The organism is Erwinia aeris (assembly GCF_041224955.1).
GTDB lineage: Bacteria > Pseudomonadota > Gammaproteobacteria > Enterobacterales > Enterobacteriaceae > Erwinia > Erwinia aeris.
The window spans coordinates 143,115-161,292 of record NZ_JBGFFX010000007.1; the positions used below are offsets into that span (position 1 = coordinate 143,115).

Annotated in this window: 17 protein-coding genes; 9 read left to right on the forward strand and 8 right to left on the reverse strand. The window is 57.9% G+C overall.

Translation table 11 applies throughout. The features are described from left to right. Positions 1 to 3: 3 nt before the first annotated feature. Together ppx and tehB are read left to right on the forward strand one after the other, a co-directional pair. Positions 4 to 1,533: an exopolyphosphatase gene (ppx, locus tag AB6T85_RS13195; RefSeq protein WP_253459376.1), complete on the forward strand. Its 1,530-nt coding sequence runs from the start codon at positions 4 to 6 to the stop codon at positions 1,531 to 1,533. Further along, the gene (tehB, locus tag AB6T85_RS13200; protein ID WP_253459374.1) at positions 1,530 to 2,126 is read left to right on the forward strand and encodes a tellurite resistance methyltransferase TehB; all 597 of its coding nucleotides are present in this window, start codon (positions 1,530 to 1,532) and stop codon (positions 2,124 to 2,126) included. Before ppx ends, tehB begins: the two co-directional genes overlap by 4 nt. A 3-nt stretch (positions 2,127 to 2,129) precedes the next feature. Here the strand turns inward: tehB and AB6T85_RS13205 are convergent, their stop codons facing one another. Further along, a complete protein-coding gene (locus AB6T85_RS13205; protein ID WP_253459372.1) occupies positions 2,130 to 4,376 on the reverse strand; it encodes a sensor domain-containing phosphodiesterase in 2,247 nt (748 codons plus the stop codon). Positions 4,377 to 4,663: 287 nt separating this feature from the next. Between AB6T85_RS13205 and AB6T85_RS13210 the strand changes: the two genes are divergently transcribed. Both AB6T85_RS13210 and mgtE read left to right on the forward strand, forming a co-directional pair. After that, a complete protein-coding gene (locus AB6T85_RS13210; RefSeq protein WP_125289545.1) occupies positions 4,664 to 4,840 on the forward strand; it encodes a YfgG family protein in 177 nt (58 codons plus the stop codon). A 101-nt stretch (positions 4,841 to 4,941) separates the two neighbouring features. After that, complete coding sequence (mgtE, locus tag AB6T85_RS13215; protein ID WP_125289544.1) at positions 4,942 to 6,381, forward strand: magnesium transporter; 1,440 nt, start codon at positions 4,942 to 4,944, stop codon at positions 6,379 to 6,381. 130 nt (positions 6,382 to 6,511) lie between these two features. Here the strand turns inward: mgtE and AB6T85_RS13220 are convergent, their stop codons facing one another. The 3 genes from AB6T85_RS13220 to AB6T85_RS13230 all read right to left on the reverse strand — a co-directional run bounded on the left by AB6T85_RS13220 (position 6,512) and on the right by AB6T85_RS13230 (position 8,504). After that, the gene (locus tag AB6T85_RS13220; protein WP_301252014.1) at positions 6,512 to 7,276 is read right to left on the reverse strand and encodes an NADPH-dependent F420 reductase; all 765 of its coding nucleotides are present in this window, start codon (positions 7,274 to 7,276) and stop codon (positions 6,512 to 6,514) included. A gap of 112 nt (positions 7,277 to 7,388) precedes the next feature. Beyond that, a complete protein-coding gene (locus tag AB6T85_RS13225; RefSeq protein ID WP_440135767.1) occupies positions 7,389 to 8,123 on the reverse strand; it encodes an NADPH-dependent F420 reductase in 735 nt (244 codons plus the stop codon). A 24-nt stretch (positions 8,124 to 8,147) separates the two neighbouring features. Next, positions 8,148 to 8,504, reverse strand: a complete 357-nt coding sequence (locus AB6T85_RS13230) for a MarR family winged helix-turn-helix transcriptional regulator (protein ID WP_253459366.1) — start codon at positions 8,502 to 8,504, stop codon at positions 8,148 to 8,150. A 429-nt stretch (positions 8,505 to 8,933) separates the two neighbouring features. Here AB6T85_RS13230 and AB6T85_RS13235 point away from each other — a divergent pair, with 429 nt between their 5' ends. The 3 genes from AB6T85_RS13235 (at position 8,934) to AB6T85_RS13245 (ending at position 12,358) form a co-directional block, all read left to right on the forward strand. Further along, positions 8,934 to 9,710 (forward strand): MBL fold metallo-hydrolase, encoded by a 777-nt coding sequence (locus AB6T85_RS13235; RefSeq protein WP_301252015.1) that lies wholly within the window; start codon positions 8,934 to 8,936, stop codon positions 9,708 to 9,710. Positions 9,711 to 9,767: 57 nt separating this feature from the next. After that, positions 9,768 to 10,730, forward strand: coding sequence for a GlxA family transcriptional regulator (locus AB6T85_RS13240; protein WP_301252016.1), 963 nt, complete (start codon positions 9,768 to 9,770; stop codon positions 10,728 to 10,730). Positions 10,731 to 11,203: 473 nt separating this feature from the next. Further along, positions 11,204 to 12,358 (forward strand): epoxide hydrolase family protein, encoded by a 1,155-nt coding sequence (locus tag AB6T85_RS13245; protein ID WP_369895799.1) that lies wholly within the window; start codon positions 11,204 to 11,206, stop codon positions 12,356 to 12,358. Between the two features lie 162 nt (positions 12,359 to 12,520). Here AB6T85_RS13245 and guaA read toward each other — a convergent pair whose 3' ends face one another. Both guaA and guaB read right to left on the reverse strand, forming a co-directional pair. Further along, positions 12,521 to 14,101 (reverse strand): glutamine-hydrolyzing GMP synthase, encoded by a 1,581-nt coding sequence (guaA, locus tag AB6T85_RS13250; RefSeq protein ID WP_253459358.1) that lies wholly within the window; start codon positions 14,099 to 14,101, stop codon positions 12,521 to 12,523. 77 nt (positions 14,102 to 14,178) lie between these two features. Continuing rightward, entirely contained in the window at positions 14,179 to 15,645 is a 1,467-nt protein-coding gene (guaB, locus tag AB6T85_RS13255) for an IMP dehydrogenase (RefSeq protein WP_253459355.1), read from the reverse strand. A 170-nt stretch (positions 15,646 to 15,815) separates the two neighbouring features. Between guaB and xseA the strand changes: the two genes are divergently transcribed. Next, positions 15,816 to 17,186 (forward strand): exodeoxyribonuclease VII large subunit, encoded by a 1,371-nt coding sequence (gene xseA, locus AB6T85_RS13260; protein ID WP_369895801.1) that lies wholly within the window; start codon positions 15,816 to 15,818, stop codon positions 17,184 to 17,186. 45 nt (positions 17,187 to 17,231) lie between these two features. On the opposite strand, the gene AB6T85_RS13265 is transcribed toward xseA, so the two are convergent. Together AB6T85_RS13265 and AB6T85_RS13270 are read right to left on the reverse strand one after the other, a co-directional pair. After that, positions 17,232 to 17,507: a type II toxin-antitoxin system YafQ family toxin gene (locus AB6T85_RS13265; RefSeq protein ID WP_253459350.1), complete on the reverse strand. Its 276-nt coding sequence runs from the start codon at positions 17,505 to 17,507 to the stop codon at positions 17,232 to 17,234. After that, positions 17,507 to 17,764 carry a type II toxin-antitoxin system RelB/DinJ family antitoxin gene (locus AB6T85_RS13270; RefSeq protein ID WP_253459348.1) on the reverse strand — a complete coding sequence of 86 codons (258 nt, stop codon included), beginning with the start codon at positions 17,762 to 17,764 and terminating at the stop codon, positions 17,507 to 17,509. Before AB6T85_RS13270 ends, AB6T85_RS13265 begins: the two co-directional genes overlap by 1 nt. Positions 17,765 to 17,990: 226 nt before the next feature. Here AB6T85_RS13270 and AB6T85_RS13275 point away from each other — a divergent pair, with 226 nt between their 5' ends. After that, complete coding sequence (locus AB6T85_RS13275) at positions 17,991 to 18,131, forward strand: protealysin propeptide domain-containing protein (protein ID WP_369895803.1); 141 nt, start codon at positions 17,991 to 17,993, stop codon at positions 18,129 to 18,131. The last annotated feature ends 47 nt before the right edge of the window (positions 18,132 to 18,178 follow it).

An 18,178-nucleotide genomic window follows, 5' to 3' on the forward strand; every position in this document is an offset into this window, starting at 1 on the left:
ACTATGCCAATATCCCAGAAAAGTACGCCCAAACCCCAGGAATTCGCCGCCATCGACTTGGGCTCAAACAGTTTTCATATGGTGATTGCCCGCGTGGTGGATGGCGCCATGCAGGTGCTCGGCAGGTTGAAACAGCGGGTGCATCTGGCCGACGGTCTGGATCACAACAACGTGCTGGCCGAAGAGGCGATTGAACGCGGCCTGAGCTGTCTGGCGCTGTTCGCCGAGCGTTTGCAGGGCTTCAGCGCGGCCAACGTTACCATCGTCGGCACCCACACGCTGCGCCAGGCGGTGAATGCGGAAGACTTTTTACGGCGCGCGGCGGACGTCATCCCCTACCCGATTGAAGTTATTTCCGGGCAGGAAGAGGCGCGCCTGATTTTTATGGGCGTGGAGCACACCCAGCCTGAAAAAGGCCGCAAGCTGGTGATCGATATCGGCGGCGGCTCGACCGAACTGGTGATCGGTGAAGATTTCGAACCCAAACTGGTGGAAAGCCGCCGCATGGGCTGCGTCAGCTTCGCCAATCTCTATTTCCCCGGCGGCGCCATCAGCAAAGAGAATTTCCGCCGCGCGCGGCTGGCCGCCACGCAAAAGCTGGAAACGCTCTCCTGGCAGTATCGCCTGCACGGCTGGCAGTACGCGCTGGGCGCGTCCGGCACCATCAAAGCCACGGTGGAAGTGCTCCAGGCGATGGGCGAGAAAGACAAGCTGATTACGCCAGAGCGGCTGGAGAGTCTTTATGACGAGGTGATTAAGCATAAGTCTTTCGACAGCCTGAGCCTGCCGGGCCTTTCCGACGAGCGTAAGGTGGTGTTTGTGCCGGGCCTGGCGATTCTCTGCGGCGTTTTTGACGCGCTGGCTATCCGCGAGCTTCGGCTTTCCGACGGCGCGCTGCGCGAAGGCGTGCTTTATGAGATGGAGGGCCGCTTCCGCCATCAGGATATTCGCAGCCGTACCGCGCAGAGCATGGCGAACCATTACGCTATCGACAGCGACCAGGCGCGGCGCGTGCTGGACACCACCGAACAGCTCTACGTCCAGTGGCGGGATCAAAATCCTAAGCAGGCGAATCCGCAGCTGGCCGCGCTGCTGAAATGGGCGGCGATGCTGCATGAGGTGGGGCTGACCATCAACCATAGCGGCCTGCATCGCCATTCGTCCTATATCCTGCAAAACACCAATATGCCGGGCTTTAATCAGGATCAGCAAACGCTGCTGGCGACGCTGGTACGCTGGCATCGCAAAGCGGTGAAGGTGGACGAGCTGCCGCGCCTGACGCTGTACAAGAAAAAGCAGTTTCTGCCGCTGGTGTTTCTGCTGCGGCTGGGCACGCTGCTGAACAATCAGCGCCAGGCGACTTCGACGCCCGATTCGCTGCTGCTGGAGACGGACGACGGCCACTGGACGCTGACCTTCCCCCGCGATTACTTTAGCCAGAACAATCTGGTTCAGCTCGATCTGGAACGCGAACAGAGCTACTGGAAAGAGGTGACCGGCTGGCAGCTGACGATCAAAGAGTCCGATGAATGAACCAGAAGCCCGACCATTACTACACCGAAAAGTATCAGCTTACCGCCCCGCACTCTGAAGTGGTGGCGGCCGTTAGTCAGATAGCGCCCGGCGGTCGGGCGCTCGATCTGGGCTGCGGCAGCGGGCGGAATTCGCTTTATCTCCATCTGAAGGGATTTGAGGTAACCGCCTGGGATCGCAATCCGGCGCGTCTTGAGCAAATTATTGCGGAAGAGCAGCTGAGCGGCATTCACACGGCGGTTAAAGATCTTAATGATGTGAGGTTTAACGGCGCTTACGAGCTGGTGCTCTCTACCGTGGTGATGATGTTTTTACAGCCGGAAGCCATTCCGCAGCTGATTGCCGATATGCAGGCCAGCACGGTACGGGGCGGCTATAACCTGATTGTCTCGGCGATGGACACGGAGGACTATCCGTGTTCGCTGTTCCCCTTCACGTTTAAATCCGGCGAGCTGAGCGAGTACTATCGCAAATGGCGGATCGTGAAATATAACGAGCATGTCGGCCAGCTGCACCGCACGGACGAGCACGGCAACCGCATTTCGCTGCGTTTCGCCACGCTGCTGGCGCAAAAAGAACGGGTGAAAGAGTAGCGGCTAGTCGGGCAGCCTCTGCGGAGGCGCCTCGTCCTTCTCCACCAGCGAATACAGCGGCTTTGCTTCGCCGTACAGCGCGCCCTGAAGGTAATCCACGCCCAGCTTGCGCAGCAGAGTGTCTGCCTCCTGCGTTTCCACATCCGCCGCCACAATCTGCATCTTTTTCAGCCGGGCCATAATGCAGGTTGATTCAATGATTTGATAATCCAGGCTGTTATTAAACATATTGCGGACAAACTCGCCGTTAAGCCGCAGCATATCCGCTTCGATCTGCTTTAACAGCGCGTAGCTACCGTAGCCGTGGCCAAAGTTGCTGATAGCGACGCGGCAACCCAGATAGCGCAGCTGGTCGATGGCCCGATAGCCACCGCCGTGCGGCGTCAGCATCGGCGACTCTTCCACGTAAAAGATCAGCTGCCACGGCTCAACGCAGTAATCCTGTAACATCGCCTGTATCTCTTTCGCCAGCCCCGGCCTGCACAGGCTAAGGGTGAAAAGCTCCGTCGCAATGCGGATCCCGGGCAGCCTTGTCCGATGCTGGTTGATAAAAGAGAGGATCTGGCGCAACCGCCAGCAGTCCAGCTCCCAGGTTAAGCCGAACTCGTTGATGACCGCATAAAACTCTGTTGCCGGTACCGGTTCGCGATGGTCGTTTTCCAAAGCAAGCCAGACCGCGTGATAGTCGTCGCCGCGCACGCCGCAAATTCTCTGCGCAATCAGCTGGAAACCGTTGGATTTTAGCGCCTGCTGGATGGTATTCAGCAGCGCGATTTTTTTGCTGATGCGGTACTGCACCGGCTGCGTCATTTTCTGCTGCAGGTTCTCCGTTATGCCGCTGGTCAGCGAGAGCTCCGCCATGCCGCTCAGCTCGCCGAGCAGCTCATAAAGATGATTGACCGGCGGCAGGACGCTGCAATAGCTGACGCCGATACCGGGATGCACCGGCAGGCCGTCCCAGCTCAGGCAGTAATCTTTCAGCCGGGCCGTGATCTTTTCAATCCGCGCCAGCTGCCCGCTCCCTTCCAGCCGCATCACTAAATCGAAGCCGGGGAGCTGATAAACGTCTTCCTCCGGCTGAAGTTCAGGCTTCAAATGGGCGGCCAGGCTGCTTTTATAATGAATACGCAGGCGCAGTCCATAGATACGGCTCAGGCGATCCAGATCGGGGATAGTCAGAAAGCAGAGCGTGGAGCCGGGGCTGTTTGCCAGCGCCAGGCTTAGCGCGCGCAGATTAGGCAGATTCATGACGGGATCGTTTAACGCCGCCGCTTTGGTTCTGGCCAGCGTGCGGCGCTGGCGCGTGGTGATAGCCGCCATCAGCAGCAGGCTAAGGCTGAACACCAGCAGGTTGGCTGAAATAACCGCCAGCTGATAAGGCCCGGTATCCGGATGAAGAAAACGATCGCGCAGCTGATAAAGCACCATCAGCAGCAGCGCCCAGAGCAGGCCGGTAAAAAGATAGCCGAAACGCATCGCTGCCCAGAGCATTAAAGGCAGCATCAGGGGCAAACCGTATTCGGTGGCCAACAGATTCTGCCGGCCAGGCGCGACCTGAAGCAGCATGGTCAACAGAAACGCCAACAGCAGCGTCCATACCACGCCTTCCGTTTTGCTGACCTCGGGTGAAAACTGCTGGCGAAGGCGAAAGATCGTCAGCCGCAGATAGCCCGGACTGCGCAGGCTGCGGACGACCAGATAGCAGACCGGCACCATAGTGACGCAAGCCAGCAGCACGGACTGAAAATTCAGCAGCGTATGCAGCGAAAACGGTTCCCAGGGGAAAATCGAGCCTTTTAGCGGCACAAGGCCTGCCGTCGCCAGCCCCTGCATCATAAAAACAAACAGCGAGGGAATAAAAAAAGCCAGCCAGAACAGCCTGTTGGGCATCAGGCGCAGCTCGCCATAGCTGACGCCCCAGCGCCGTTTCACCTGAAGCCGGTAGCCGCTCCAGCCGCTTAACAGCACCAACAGCCAGGTGGCGGCGATCGCCGCCGCAGGCCCGGGCGCGTAGCGGTTAAAATAGTAGAGGCTCAGCCCTGTTGCTATCCCCGGAAAAGCCTTCCAGTCATACACCAGCAGCATCGCTATAATCATAGCCAGCGGCAGATAGATCAGATAAACGTAGCCATCCAGCATCCAAAGGCGCACCGAAAGCTGCGTGGTGAGCGGCATCAGAATAGCCGGCAGAATAAGGGCTAGCCCCCAGGGGCTTTGACGGAAGCGGTTAAGGCGGGCCGTGATGATCATGATACTCGCTGGATAACAGGGCGATCACGCCCGAACAGGATAGGCCGGAGCAGACCGGCGCTGGCGTATCCGCAATACTATGCATATTCCTCCGGCTAAAATTGATCTTCATCATTTTCAGTGCTTTTCTCTGCCAGAATCTCGCTGCCGTCAGGGAAGCTGAGAGGTAAACCCGCCGCGCCGCGCGTCTGAACAAAGCCCTCTCCTTCGGGCGATCGGCATTGACCTGGCGGCCGCGCTGTGTCTAAATTGTGCAATTGCCTACGGGCTAACTTCAGGAAACTTGCGTGAACCGCGCCATGCCATTCAGAAAACAGCGTAAAACAAGCCGTATGACCCGGATCGTTTTGCTGGTCAGCTTTATTATCCTGGCAGCACGCCTGCTTTATGTGCTGCCCGGGGCTATCGAACACCATAAACAAAAACAGCAGGAAACGACGGTCTCTGCCCCCGGCGCTAAATAGCGGCCTGGCCGCCTGAAAAAGTGCAACTTATTCCGTTCATCCGCCCAAATTAAGCAATACTTACTTCTTTGTCCGCTTTTGCCAGACACAAGGGAATTTTTATGTCTGTAGCTCAGTCACATGCTCAGCAGCTTGCTGAAATCCGTAACCGTATACTTAATCTTCTGCTCAACGACAACGACCTCGTGGATACGCTGCTCCGCAAACCGCTGAAACAAAGCGAAGCCGAAGCTGCAGCGCATCAGGAGCAGGTGCAGGAGCTGAGAGACTACCTGCCGCTGCTGCACGCGGCGGATATCGCCGACCTGCTGGAAGCGCTGCCGGAAGAGGAACGCCAGGCGCTCTGGCAGCTGGTCGGTACCAACCGACGCGGCGAAGTGCTGGTCGAAGCGTCTGAAAACGTCTGGGAAAGCCTGATCGAGGAGATGAGCGATCGCGATCTGCTCCAGGCGATCGAACCGCTGGATATTGATGAACAGGTTTATCTCGCCAAGTATTTATCGCGTGATTTAACGGGCCGGCTGCTGACCTCGCTCGATCCGGCGCAGCGTTCACGCGTGCTGGAAGTGATGGATTTCGACCGCGACCGCGTCGGGCGCATCATGGATTTTAAGCTGGTTACCGTACCGGCCGACATCAAGCTTGCAACCGTACAGCGCTATCTGCGACGGAAGAAAGTGATGCCGGAAGGCACCGATAAGCTTTTTATTACCGACGAAAACAATATGCTGCTGGGCGAGCTGACGCTGATGGATATTCTGCTGAACAAGCCCGGCAAGCGGGTTTTCGAGGTGATGAACGACAGGCCGGTGACCTTTCGGCTGGATGACAAGGCTGAAGACGCGGCGGGCGCGTTTGAGCGTTACGATCTGATCTCTGCCGCCGTTATCGATGCCAAAGGCAAGCTGATGGGGCGCGTCACCATCGAAGACGTTATCGACCTGGTTAACGAGGCGAACGACAGCAATATTCGTAAGATGGGCGGCGTAAACCCTGACGAGGACGTTTTTGCCCCGGTCAGGAAAGCGGTACGCACTCGCTGGACATGGCTGGCGGTTAACCTCTGTACAGCCTTTGTCGCCTCACGCGTGATCGGCCTGTTTGAGGATACGATTTCCCAGCTGGTGGCGCTGGCGACGCTGATGCCGATTGTAGCCGGGATCGGCGGCAATACCGGCAATCAGACCATTACCATGATCGTGCGCGCGCTGGCGCTACATCAGGTCGAACCGGGTAACTTTTCGTTTTTGATCGCGCGCGAACTGGGCGTGGCATTGATTAACGGTCTTTGCTGGGGCGGTATTATGGGCGGCGTCACCTGGGCGATGTACGGCAATCCGGCGCTGGGCGGCGTCATGATGCTGGCGATGGTGCTGAATCTGCTGCTGGCGGCGCTGATGGGCGTCCTTATTCCGCTGATTATGACCAAACTAAAACGCGATCCGGCAGTCGGCTCCAGCGTTCTGATCACTGCGCTGACCGATACCGGCGGCTTTTTCATTTTCCTGGGCCTGGCGACGATTTTTTTACTGCATAAGTAACGGTATCGTCCGGGGCGCGCGCACAAAGCCTGTTCACTTTGTACCCGCGCCCCACGGCCACTCTTTTATCCTCGCCCGACATCCTCTGAAAAGACGCCACGCTGCCAGGACTTTAAGATTTGTGGTTCGCTTACCTGAAGATTATCCGCGATACCTGGACGCCAAAGTCCGCGTTCGGATTGGTAACCGAGTCGCCAGCCCGCTCCTGGAAAACAGCAACGGCAAGATCTCTTCTTTTCGGCAGACGAGAGATATCGGCCTCGGCCAACGCCGCCGGGATCTCATCATAGTGCAAATCCGTGCAGTAAACCGGCGAGCCAGGCTGCTGACGCCAGGAATCCGCCAGGCTGCCGGCGTCAAAAGCATCGAAGCCGGTATCATTCACCAGACGCATAATCAGCTGCCGACTCGCCTCATCATCGCCGGCAACCGGTATCGCAATGCGATCCGCCGCGCCTTGCGGCATGCCCTTTTCGGCAAAAGATCCCGAGCCGATGGCGTTCCAGGCTTTGATCACGGGTCGACCGATCTGCTCTGACACCCACAGGCTTTCTGGCTGGCCATTTTCGATAGCGTCGATTTTCAGATCCCGGTGCGGATAATAATTGGAGGTATCCGCCACCACAACGCCGGAAGGCAGCGCGCGAATAAGCGGCGCCACGTCCGGAATGCGGACGAGCGGAATAGAAAGGATCAGGACGTCAATATCGTTAACGGCCTCTTCTGTTCTTACCGCCTGGGCGCCCGTGGCAAGCGTTTCTGCCTCGATGGTTTCCGGCCCGCGCGAGTTGGCGACCTTCACCTGGTGCCCGGCGGCGGCCAGCTTACGGACCAGGGTTTTGCCTATATGACCTGTACCGAGAATACCGATTTTCAAAGGGGATGAAGGGTTCATGGTTCTCTCCTGTCTTATTGGCTGCCGCTCGGGGCAGCGTTCTCCAATACGGCGTGTCTTTGGCGATATCTACAGCCCGAACGCCGTGATTATTGTCATTGTGCAAACGGCGTTATGCCGTCACTGCCCGGTTGCGGGCAACGATATGCTCGTGGGTCAGCGGTTCGCTGGCAGACATAAACTCTTTCAGCAGCGCCTCGCGGTTTACGGGGGCACGTTCTTTATCTGCCGCCAGCAGCGCCTTCTTCAGCGCCGCTGCGCTAAGTTCTGTACAGTAGGCTGGCGTACCGGGCTGCTGACGCCAGGACTCCGCGAGGCTACCGGCATCCACGGCATCAAACCCGGTATCGCTGACCAGCGCCATCGCGATGCGTTTGGCTGTTTCATCATCGCCAGCGACCGGAATGGCAATCCGTTCGGTTACGCCCACAGGCATCCCCTTGTCAGCCAGGGTAGCCGCCAGCACGGCATTCCAGGCTTTGATAAGCGGTCTGCCTGCCTGCTCGCTGGCCCAAACGCTTTCCGGCTTACCTTGCGCGAGAGCGGGAATAGCATCATCCCGAAACGGATAGTAGTTAGAGGTATCGATAACCGGTACGCTGGCCGGCACGATTTTCAACAGTTCGGCCAGACCCTGGTGAGCGGTAAAGGGCGTTGACAGGATAACGGCGTCGGCGCCTTTGACGGCCTCTTCCCGCGTCACCGCCGTTGCGCCAGCCTTGCGGGCGACCTCGGCGATGGTTTCCGGCCCCCGTGAATTTGCCAGCCTGACGCTATGGCCGCAGGCAGAGAGTTTGGCTGCCAGTGTGGCGCCGATATTTCCCGCGCCAATAATGCCGATATTCATAAATGTCTCCTGATTGCTGAGGGGTTATTCGGCTGCCGGATGGGCAAAGTCATTGAGCGTGTCGCGTAGCTGAACCAGCCCTGCTTCCGTCAGTTTGCAGGCCGATCTGATTTGATCGGTCACGGCCCACAGGGTGTCACGCAGCGCCTCTCCGCTCTCTGTCAGCGTGACCAGCACCCGACGTTCGTCTTTTGGATCGCGTCGGCGGGATACTTTCCCCGCCGCTTCCAACCGCTTCAGGAGCGGCGTAATGGTGCCCGTATCCATCCCCAGCCTGCCGCCCAAATCCCCTACCGATCGGGGCGTTCCGTTAAACAATTCCAGCATCACCAGATACTGCGGGAAGGTCAGCCCCAGCGGATCGAGGAAAGGTTTATGCATCCGGTTCATCCTGTTTGCCGCCCCGTAAAGGGCAAAGGAAAGCTCGGTGCCTATTTCCCGGCGTTGTTTGTTAATGGTCATCTCGTAATATCTGTTGGTTGATTATCTAGTGCACTAGATAATCCTGGCAGATTTTCCTGTCGCTTGCAAAAGGATCGCCAGGTAATTTGTGCGCTGTTGCTTCAGAACGGCCATAGTTGTCGCGGTATTTGCTTGATAGTAAAGGCATAGTGCGCTGGAAAGGCAGGCTGATTCAGCTGCGATCCTGATCGAAACGCCCCGGCACACCCTCACTTTCAGGTTGGCCCAATCTCATCGCTTATTGACCATCGGGCTACTCACGCCTCGCTGTTTATCCTCCCTATACTGCTTCCGTACCTGCTTAAAAGCCTTTCGCTACGCGGAAAAAGACTACAGAAGGAAGAAACGATGAAACTGACGCAAATCCGTAACGCCACGCTTATTCTTGAATATGCGGGGAAAAAATTTCTTATCGATCCTATGCTGGCGGACAAAGAAGCCTGGCCGGGCTTTCCCGGAACGGCACGTCCGCATCTGCGTAACCCGCTGGTGGCGCTGCCGGTTGCCGTGGATACCCTGCTGAACGTCGATGCGGTGATCGTGACCCATACCCATCTCGACCACTGGGACGATGCGGCGCAGCAGCTTATTCCTGACGACAAGCTTATTTTTACCCAGCACGATGCTGATGCCACGCTGATCCGCAGCCAGGGCTTTACCAACGTTCGCGTGTTGACGACGGAAAACAGCTATGAAGGCATTACTATCATTAAAACGGGCGGGCAGCACGGCAGCGATGAAGCCTATGCAAACCCGGAAATGGCTGCCATGCTGGGTGATGCCTGCGGCCTGGTGTTCCGCCACGCCGATGAAAAAGTGCTGTATATCGCCGGCGATACTATCTGGGTGAAACCCTATGAGGAAAGCCTGCAAAGCCACCGGCCGGACGTCGTGGTGCTTAATGCCGGTTTTGCTCAGGTCGACGGTTATGGCGCCATTATTATGGGCACCGAAGATATCCTGCGTACTCACCAAATGCTGCCAGAGGCGACGATCGTGGCTTCGCATCTGGAAGCCGTTAATCACTGCGTGCTGACCCGCGCGGAAATCCGTGAGTTTGCTCAGCAAAAAGGTATGCAACAGAGCGTGTGCGCGCCTGAAGATGGCGAAACGCTGGTATTCTGATGCTTTTGGGGAACCTGCTCAGTTCGGCGGGTTCCCAGCCCAGTCAGGAGAAAAAACGTGACCGTTCCTGTTGTTGCCGTGATTGCCACTGCCGGAGTCAGCACCTTTCACTTTTCCGTCCCCTGTATCGTTTTCGGCAAGGCGCTGCCCGAGCCGGATCGCTTCGATCTGCAAATCTGTGCGGAAACGCCCGGCAACGTTCTGTCCGATATTGGCCTGTTTATTAACGTAAAACACGGGCTGGCGCTGCTGGAAAAGGCCGATATTATCGTGGTGCCTTTCTGGGATCGTCCGGAAGAGAAACCCTCTCCGGCGCTGCTCAGCGCGCTAAAAGCAGCCTGGCGGCGCGGCGCAGAGGTGGTGGGATTATGTCTGGGCACCTACGTGCTGGCCTATGCAGGACTGCTGGAAAACCGACGCGCGGCTACGCACTGGGAATATGAAAAAGACTTCACGGAACGCTTCCCGCAGGTGCATCTTGATACCAACGCGCTTTATATCACTGATGAACGCCTGACCACTTCCGCCGGGACGGCTGCCGGCATCGACTGCTGCCTGAGTATCGTGCGCGATCGTTATGGCAGCGTGTTAGCCAACAAGGTCGCCAGGCGCATGGTGATGCCGCCCTATCGGGAAGGCGGACAGGCGCAGTATATCGAGCGTCCCGTCCCGGAAACCACTCGCGATAATGCGATTAACGAACTGATCGGCTATCTGCGCAGAAACCTCGAAAGACCGCACACTATCGATTCGCTGGCGGCCTTTTGCAATATGAGCCGCCGCACCCTGACCCGCCACTTTTTTGCCGCTACCGGCCTGACGCTGAGCGACTGGCTGATCGGCGAGCGGCTTCAGCGCAGCCAGGTGCTGCTGGAGTCGACGGATCACAGTATTGAGGTGGTGGCAGCCATGTCGGGATTTCAGTCGCCGGTATCGTTCCGACAGAATTTTAAACACCGGTTTGCCGTCAGCCCCAGCGAATGGCGTCGGGCCTTCAGAGGGCCGGACGCGCTGCTGTAGAGAGCAGGATGCCGCTGATGAGAAGCTGTTGCGCGCGCCTGCAAAGCTCTGGTTATGGCAGCGATAACGGCGACTTTCCGCTACGCCAGCGGGTAGCCGATGGCGTTAGCAGTATGGCGCTACTCCCGCCCGGCAGGACAAGATAATAAAGTCCAAATTGGGTCAACGATATGGCCTGCAACTTATCCATGCCTTGTTTGTTCGTTAATTAAACGGTAACGTCAGGAATCAACACGTATAACCGTTGCTTTACTCATCCGCATCCACTAACCAACAGGTGCTTTATGGATCACACCACCCGGCAATATCGGGACGCTGTCCACCCTTATCAGCGTAGCGCGCGCTAACGCCTGCGCGTAAACCCCCTTTCCCGCCCGGCAGGGTTTGCAAGATAGCGGCTCACGCCATAGCCTGCGGGAATGGGCTTCCATCCGCGACACACTGGCCCACACCTCTATGCAAGGAATCAAACGATGACCAGTCCTGTAGAGTCCTTCCCCATTCACATTCCCCAGACGCAGCTTGACGATCTGGCCCAGCGCCTGGCGCAAACCCGGTGGCCAGATCCGGAAACCGTAAGCGACAACAGCCAGGGGCCGAAGCTTGAACGTCTTCGCGCTCTGGTAGCGCACTGGCAAAAAGACTATGACTGGCGCGCCACTGAAACCCAGCTCAACCAGTGGAACAGCAGCCGCACTGAGATCGACGGCCTCGGCATTCACTTTCTGCATATTCGCTCGCCCCATTCTGACGCCCTTCCCTTGCTGATGACCCACGGGTGGCCAGGCTCTGTTCTTGAATTCAGGGCAATGATCGGCCCGCTTACCGACCCTACGGCCTATGGGGGGCAAGCCAGCGATGCGTTCCATTTGGTTATCCCTGCGCTACCGGGTTTTGGTTTCAGTGATAAGCCAACTTCCCCGGGATGGGGCGTGGGTAAAACCGCCAGCGCCTGGGTGCAGCTAATGGCGCGTTTGGGCTATGGCCAGCGCTGGGCTGCCCAGGGTGGAGACTGGGGATCGGCCGTGACCACCGCTCTGGGGCATATGCGCCCGCCAGGCCTGGTCGGCATTCACCTGAACATGGTGATGTATCAGCCGACCCGGGATGAAATCGCGCAGGCCACCCCTGAAGAGCAGCGCATGCTGGCTGATGCGCAACGCTACGACCAGGAGCTTTCGGGCTATATGAAGGTGCAAAGCACCCGGCCGCAGTCGGTAGGTTTTGCCCTGGCAGACTCCCCCGTGGGCCTGGCCGCATGGATATACGCGCTATTTCAGGACGCCTCCGACAGCGGCGGCGAGCCTGAGCGGGCAATCGACATCAACGCCCTGATCGATGACATCATGCTGTACTGGCTGCCTAACGCCGGACCAGGCTCGGTCCGCTTCTACTGGGAAGGAATACGTGAAATGCAACAGCAAGGTCCCGCTTCTGCCATCCCCACCCCTGCGGGCGTGAGCATGTTTCCGGGCGAGCTGCTTCGCCTCTCACGGCGCTGGGCGCAGGCGCGTTTCGAGGATTTGAGGTTCTTTGCGGAAGCTGAGCACGGCGGCCACTTTGCCGCGATGGAAAACCCGGCAGTGCTTACCGACCATGTGCGTGAGACTTTTCGCTTGCTGCGTTGAGCGGACAAGCGTGCCTGATACCCTGTCAGCATTAACCAACTGAACAGGGTATCAAGGGGCTTTTCTGATGAGGCCTGCACTGCGCACCAAAACGATTGATGACGCAGAAAAACCACCGCCTGTTTTTATTCCAGGTATAAAAACAGGCGGTTAACTACAGTACTATTCCCACTCGATCGTCGCCGGCGGCTTGCCGGAGATATCGTAAACCACGCGGGAAATACCGTTGATTTCATTGATGATGCGGTTAGAGACGCGGCCCAGGAACTCATAAGGCAGATGCGCCCAGTGCGCGGTCATAAAGTCGATGGTTTCTACCGCACGCAGCGAAACCACCCAGTCATACTTACGCCCGTCGCCCATCACGCCTACTGAACGTACAGGCAGGAACACGGTGAACGCCTGGCTGACCTTGTTATACAGATCGGCCTTGTGCAGCTCTTCGATAAAGATCGCATCGGCGCGACGCAGCAGATCGCAATACTCTTTCTTTACTTCGCCCAGCACGCGCACGCCCAGACCCGGTCCAGGGAACGGATGACGGTAAAGCATGTTGTACGGCAGGCCAAGCTCCAGGCCGATTTTACGCACTTCGTCTTTGAACAGCTCACGCAGCGGTTCAACCAGGCCCATCTTCATCTCTTTCGGCAGGCCGCCCACGTTGTGGTGCGACTTGATAACGTGCGCTTTGCCGGTGGCAGAAGCGGCGGATTCGATCACGTCCGGATAGATGGTGCCCTGCGCCAGCCACTTCACGTCTTCAAGCTTCAGCGCCTCTTCATCGAACACTTCCACGAAGACGCGGCCGATGATTTTTCGCTTGGCTTCCGGCTCGTCGACGCCCGCCAGCGCGTCCAGGAAACGTTTTTCGCCTTCCACGTGCACAATGTTCAGGCCAAAGTGATCGCCGAACATCTCCAGCACCTGCTCCGCTTCGTTCAGGCGCAGCAGGCCGTTGTCGACGAATACGCAGGTCAGACGATCGCCGATGGCGCGGTGCAGCAGCATCGCGGTCACGGAAGAGTCCACGCCGCCAGACAGGCCCAGGATCACCCTGTCGTTGCCCACCTGCACGCGCAGACGCTCAACCGCGTCTTCGATGATTTTTGCCGGCGTCCACAGCGCTTCACACTGGCAGATATCCAGCACAAAACGCTCCAGCATCCGCTGGCCCTGACGCGTGTGCGTCACTTCCGGGTGGAACTGCACGCCGTACAGGCGCTTCTCTTCGTTAGCCATAATGGCGAAGGGGCAGCTTTCGGTGCTGGCAACGGTCACAAAATCGGACGGGATAGCGGTAACTTTGTCGCCGTGGCTCATCCAGACGTCCAGCAGCGGTTTGCCGTCCGCGCTCAGGGAATCTTCAATGCCGCGAGTCAGCGCGCTGTCCACGCCGACTTCTACCTGCGCATAGCCAAACTCGCGCTCGCTGGAGCCTTCCACCTTGCCGCCAAGCTGCAGCGCCATGGTCTGCATCCCGTAGCAAACGCCGAATACCGGCACGCCTGCGTTGAAAACGTATTCCGGCGCGCGCGGGCTGTTGTGTTCGGTGGTGCTTTCCGGGCCGCCGGAAAGAATGATGCCGTTTGGATTAAACTGGCGGATCTGCTCTTCAGTGACGTCCCACGCCCAAAGTTCACAGTAGACGCCCAGCTCGCGCACGCGGCGTGCCACCAGCTGCGTATACTGCGAGCCGAAATCAAGGATCAGGATGCGGTGTTTATGGATATTTTCCGTGGTCATTGGGCTATTCCAGAGCGATAAACAAATACAGGGATTAAGTAAAATGCCCGGTCAGCGCCGGGCATCGGGCCGGGTTATCAGGAACCCATGCGGTAGTTTGGCGACTCTTTGGTAATGGTGACGTCGTGCACGTGGCTTTCGGTGATGCCCGCGCCGCTGATGCGAACGAATTCCGCTTTGGTGCGCAGAGCTTCGATGGTGCCGCAGCCGGTCAGACCCATACAGGAGCGCAGGCCGCCCATCTGCTGATGCACGATCTCTTTCAGACGGCCTTTATAGGCCACGCGACCTTCGATACCTTCCGGCACCAGCTTGTCCGCCGCGTTATCGGTCTGGAAGTAACGGTCGGAAGAGCCTTTGGACATCGCGCCCAGCGAGCCCATGCCGCGATAGGATTTGAACGAGCGGCCCTGATACAGTTCGATTTCGCCCGGCGATTCTTCGGTGCCCGCCAGCATAGAGCCGACCATGACCGCGCTGGCGCCAGCCGCAATCGCCTTGGCGATGTCGCCGGAGAAGCGAATGCCGCCGTCGGCGATAACAGGAATACCGGTACCTTCCAGCGCGGCGACCGCGTCAGAAACTGCAGTGATCTGCGGCACGCCCACGCCGGTGACGATACGGGTGGTACAGATGGAGCCAGGGCCGATACCCACTTTCACCGCACTTACGCCAGCCTCAACCAGCGCCAGCGCGCCAGCGCCGGTCGCGACGTTGCCGCCGAGGATCTGCAGGTCAGGATATTTTGCACGGGTTTCACGGATACGCTGCAATACGCCTTCAGAGTGGCCGTGAGAAGAGTCAATCAGCAGCACGTCAACGCCAGCCGCGACCAGCGCGTCCACGCGCTCTTCGTTGCCCGCGCCCGCGCCTACCGCTGCGCCGACGCGCAGACGACCTTCCTGGTCTTTACAGGCGTTAGGCTTGCGTTCGGCTTTCTGGAAATCTTTAACGGTGATCATGCCCAGCAGATGGAAAGCATCGTCCACCACCAGCGCTTTTTCGATGCGTTTTTCGTGCATCTTTTGCAGCACGACTTCACGCGCTTCGCCTTCGCGTACGGTGACCAGACGCTCTTTTGGCGTCATGACCGCCGAAACCGGCAGGCTCATATCGGTGACAAAACGCACGTCGCGGCCGGTGATGATACCTACCAGCTCGTTGTCGCCGTTAACCACCGGATAGCCCGCAAAGCCGTTACGCTCGGTCAGCAGCTTCACTTCGCTCAGCGCCGTAGTGGGCAGCACGGTTTGCGGATCGGTCACCACGCCGCTTTCATGTTTCTTCACCTTGCGGACTTCTTCCGCCTGGCGCTCGATGGACATATTTTTATGAATAAAGCCCAGCCCGCCTTCCTGCGCCAGCGCAATAGCCAGGCCCGCTTCGGTCACGGTGTCCATAGCCGCAGAGAGCATAGGAATATTCAGGCGAATGGTTTTGGTAAGCTGGGTACTGAGGTCGGCCGTATTAGGCAACACAGTCGAATGGGCGGGAACGAGCAGCACGTCGTCAAATGTCAGGGCTTCTTTAGCGATTCTTAGCATGGCAATATCTCAACCTCAGGGTGAATGAGAACTTGTAAAATATTGCCGCGGCATTATACAGGGCGTAATCGATTGCCTCCAGCATTATTTACGAAAAACTCTTGATCCCTCCCGTCAGGCATGTAGTATCGGTTAATTAACCCTCTGATTTAAAGTTTGATCTCTATCACATGTCGCTACCGCCAACCGCCAATATTTTTACCGTCAGCCGCCTGAATACCACGGTGCGCAAGCTGCTGGAAATGGAGATGGGCCAGGTCTGGCTGAGCGCCGAGATCTCTAACTTTTCCCAGCCCTCTTCCGGCCACTGGTATTTTACGCTGAAGGACGACGGCGCACAGGTACGCTGCGCGATGTTCCGCAACAGTAACCGCCGCGTAACCTTTCGTCCGCAAAACGGCCAGCAGGTGCTGGTCAGGGCCACCATCACGCTTTATGAACCGCGCGGCGACTATCAGCTGATTGCCGAAAGTATGCAGCCTGCCGGCGACGGCCTGCTTCAGCAGCAGTTTGAACAGCTGAAGCAAAAGCTGACGAGCGAAGGCCTGTTTGAACAGAGCCATAAGCAGCCGCTGCCCGATCCTGCACGCCAGGTAGGCGTGATCACCTCTGCCACCGGCGCGGCGCTGCACGATGTGCTGCGGGTTTTACACCGCCGCGACCCTTCCCTGCCGGTGGTGATTTATCCCACGCCGGTTCAAGGGGCGGATGCGCCAGCCAGCATTGTGCGGGCGATTGAGCTGGCCAACCAGCGCGCAGAGTGTGACGTGCTGATCGTCGGACGCGGCGGCGGCTCGCTGGAGGATCTGTGGAGCTTCAACGACGAGCGCGTGGCACGGGCAATTTTCGCCAGCCGCATCGCTATCGTCAGCGCCGTAGGGCACGAAACCGACGTGACTATCGCCGACTTCGTTGCGGATCTGCGCGCGCCAACGCCTTCTGCGGCAGCGGAGCTGGTCAGCCGCAACCAGCTTGAGCTGCTGCGCCAGCTTCAGTCGCAGCAGACAAGGCTGGAAATGGCGATGGACTACTATCTTGCGCAGCAGAACCGCACCTTTACCCGCCTGCACCACCGTTTACAGCAGCAGCATCCCCAGCTACGGCTGGCGCGCCAGCAGACGACGCTGATGCGGCTCCACCGCAGGCTGGATGACGCCATGCGGCTGCGACTGCGCCAGGCCGCTCGTCAGCAGGAACAGGCTACGCAGCGGCTTGCCGCCACGCAGCCGCAGAACCGGCTTTATCGCGCGCAGCAGCAGCTTCAGCAGTGGCGCTACCGTTTACAGCAGGCGATGCAGGCGCAGCTCAACGGCGGCAAACAGCAGTTCGCCACGCTGGCGGCCCAGCTGGAAGGCGTCAGCCCGTTGGCGACGCTGGCGCGCGGTTTCAGCGTCACTACGGCAGCCGACGGTCAGGCCATTAAAAAGGCCGCGCAGCTGAAGGCGGGCGACAGGCTGAAAACCCGGCTGAGCGACGGCTGGGTAGAGAGCGAAGTCACGGCGGTCACGCCCGTTAAAAAAGCCCGCGCTAAAAAGGCGTGAGGCTTTTGGCAGACATATCGCTTCGCCGCCTTCGGGTTTCTCACCTCAGGCGCTGCTGAAGATATCCTGATGCGTACCGGTTCTTGCGAGTTTGAGATCGTTACCTACGACTTTGTAAATCAAGATCCAGTCGCCTTCGATATGCGCATCGCGGTAGCCGCGCCAGGTGCCCTGCAAAGGATGATCTTCATATTCAGAGGGGATCTTCCTCCCCTCGGCCAACAACGTGATTAATATTTTCAGTCGGGTCATATCTTTGCCGCGTCGCTGCTGTCTTTTTATATCTCCTTTGAAGGCACTCGCCAGTACCGGTTTTAACATCAGATCCCTGTGTCCTTAAACAGAGCGTCAGCGGATTCAAAGCGTTCTCCGTGGCCATTATCCAGCTCTTCCATAGCAGCCTGGGTAGCCACATTTGGGGTTTTTACCTCAAAAGGAAGACGGCCTTCGTCCGCCACGCGGATCATTACCATGCGGATTACATCCGATGTGCTGAGGCCCATTTTGTTAAGGGCAGCGACGGCTCGTTCCTTGATATCTTGCGGGATACGAGCCTTTACCAGTGCATCTGCGTTCATATTTACTCCTTCGGTCAAGGCTAAATGGTCGGGGTAGCTCCGCCTGATATTGTGGACACAACAAGACCACATATCAAGCGTCCTTTTCGCCATTCAGCATTGCCGTAAACAAATCTACCCTCTGAAGAAACCAAAAGAAAATCGCTGTTTTAAAAATGCGGGACGCGCCGCAGGCTTGTTTATGCGGGTACGCAAAGGACATTTACGATGGACCAGGGAGCATGGTATGCATTATGGCGCCATCTCTCCCTATATTCAGCGCAAAATCATTGATAACGGCTCCGGCCTGCGGCAGAGTTGCGCGCGTCAGACTCTGGCGCACGTGCAGATGCTGATGGCGGCGCAGCTGAAGGGCGGAGATTGCTGATTTATTATCTGGATAATCGTTTTAAAAACGCGTCAACTTGCTTAATA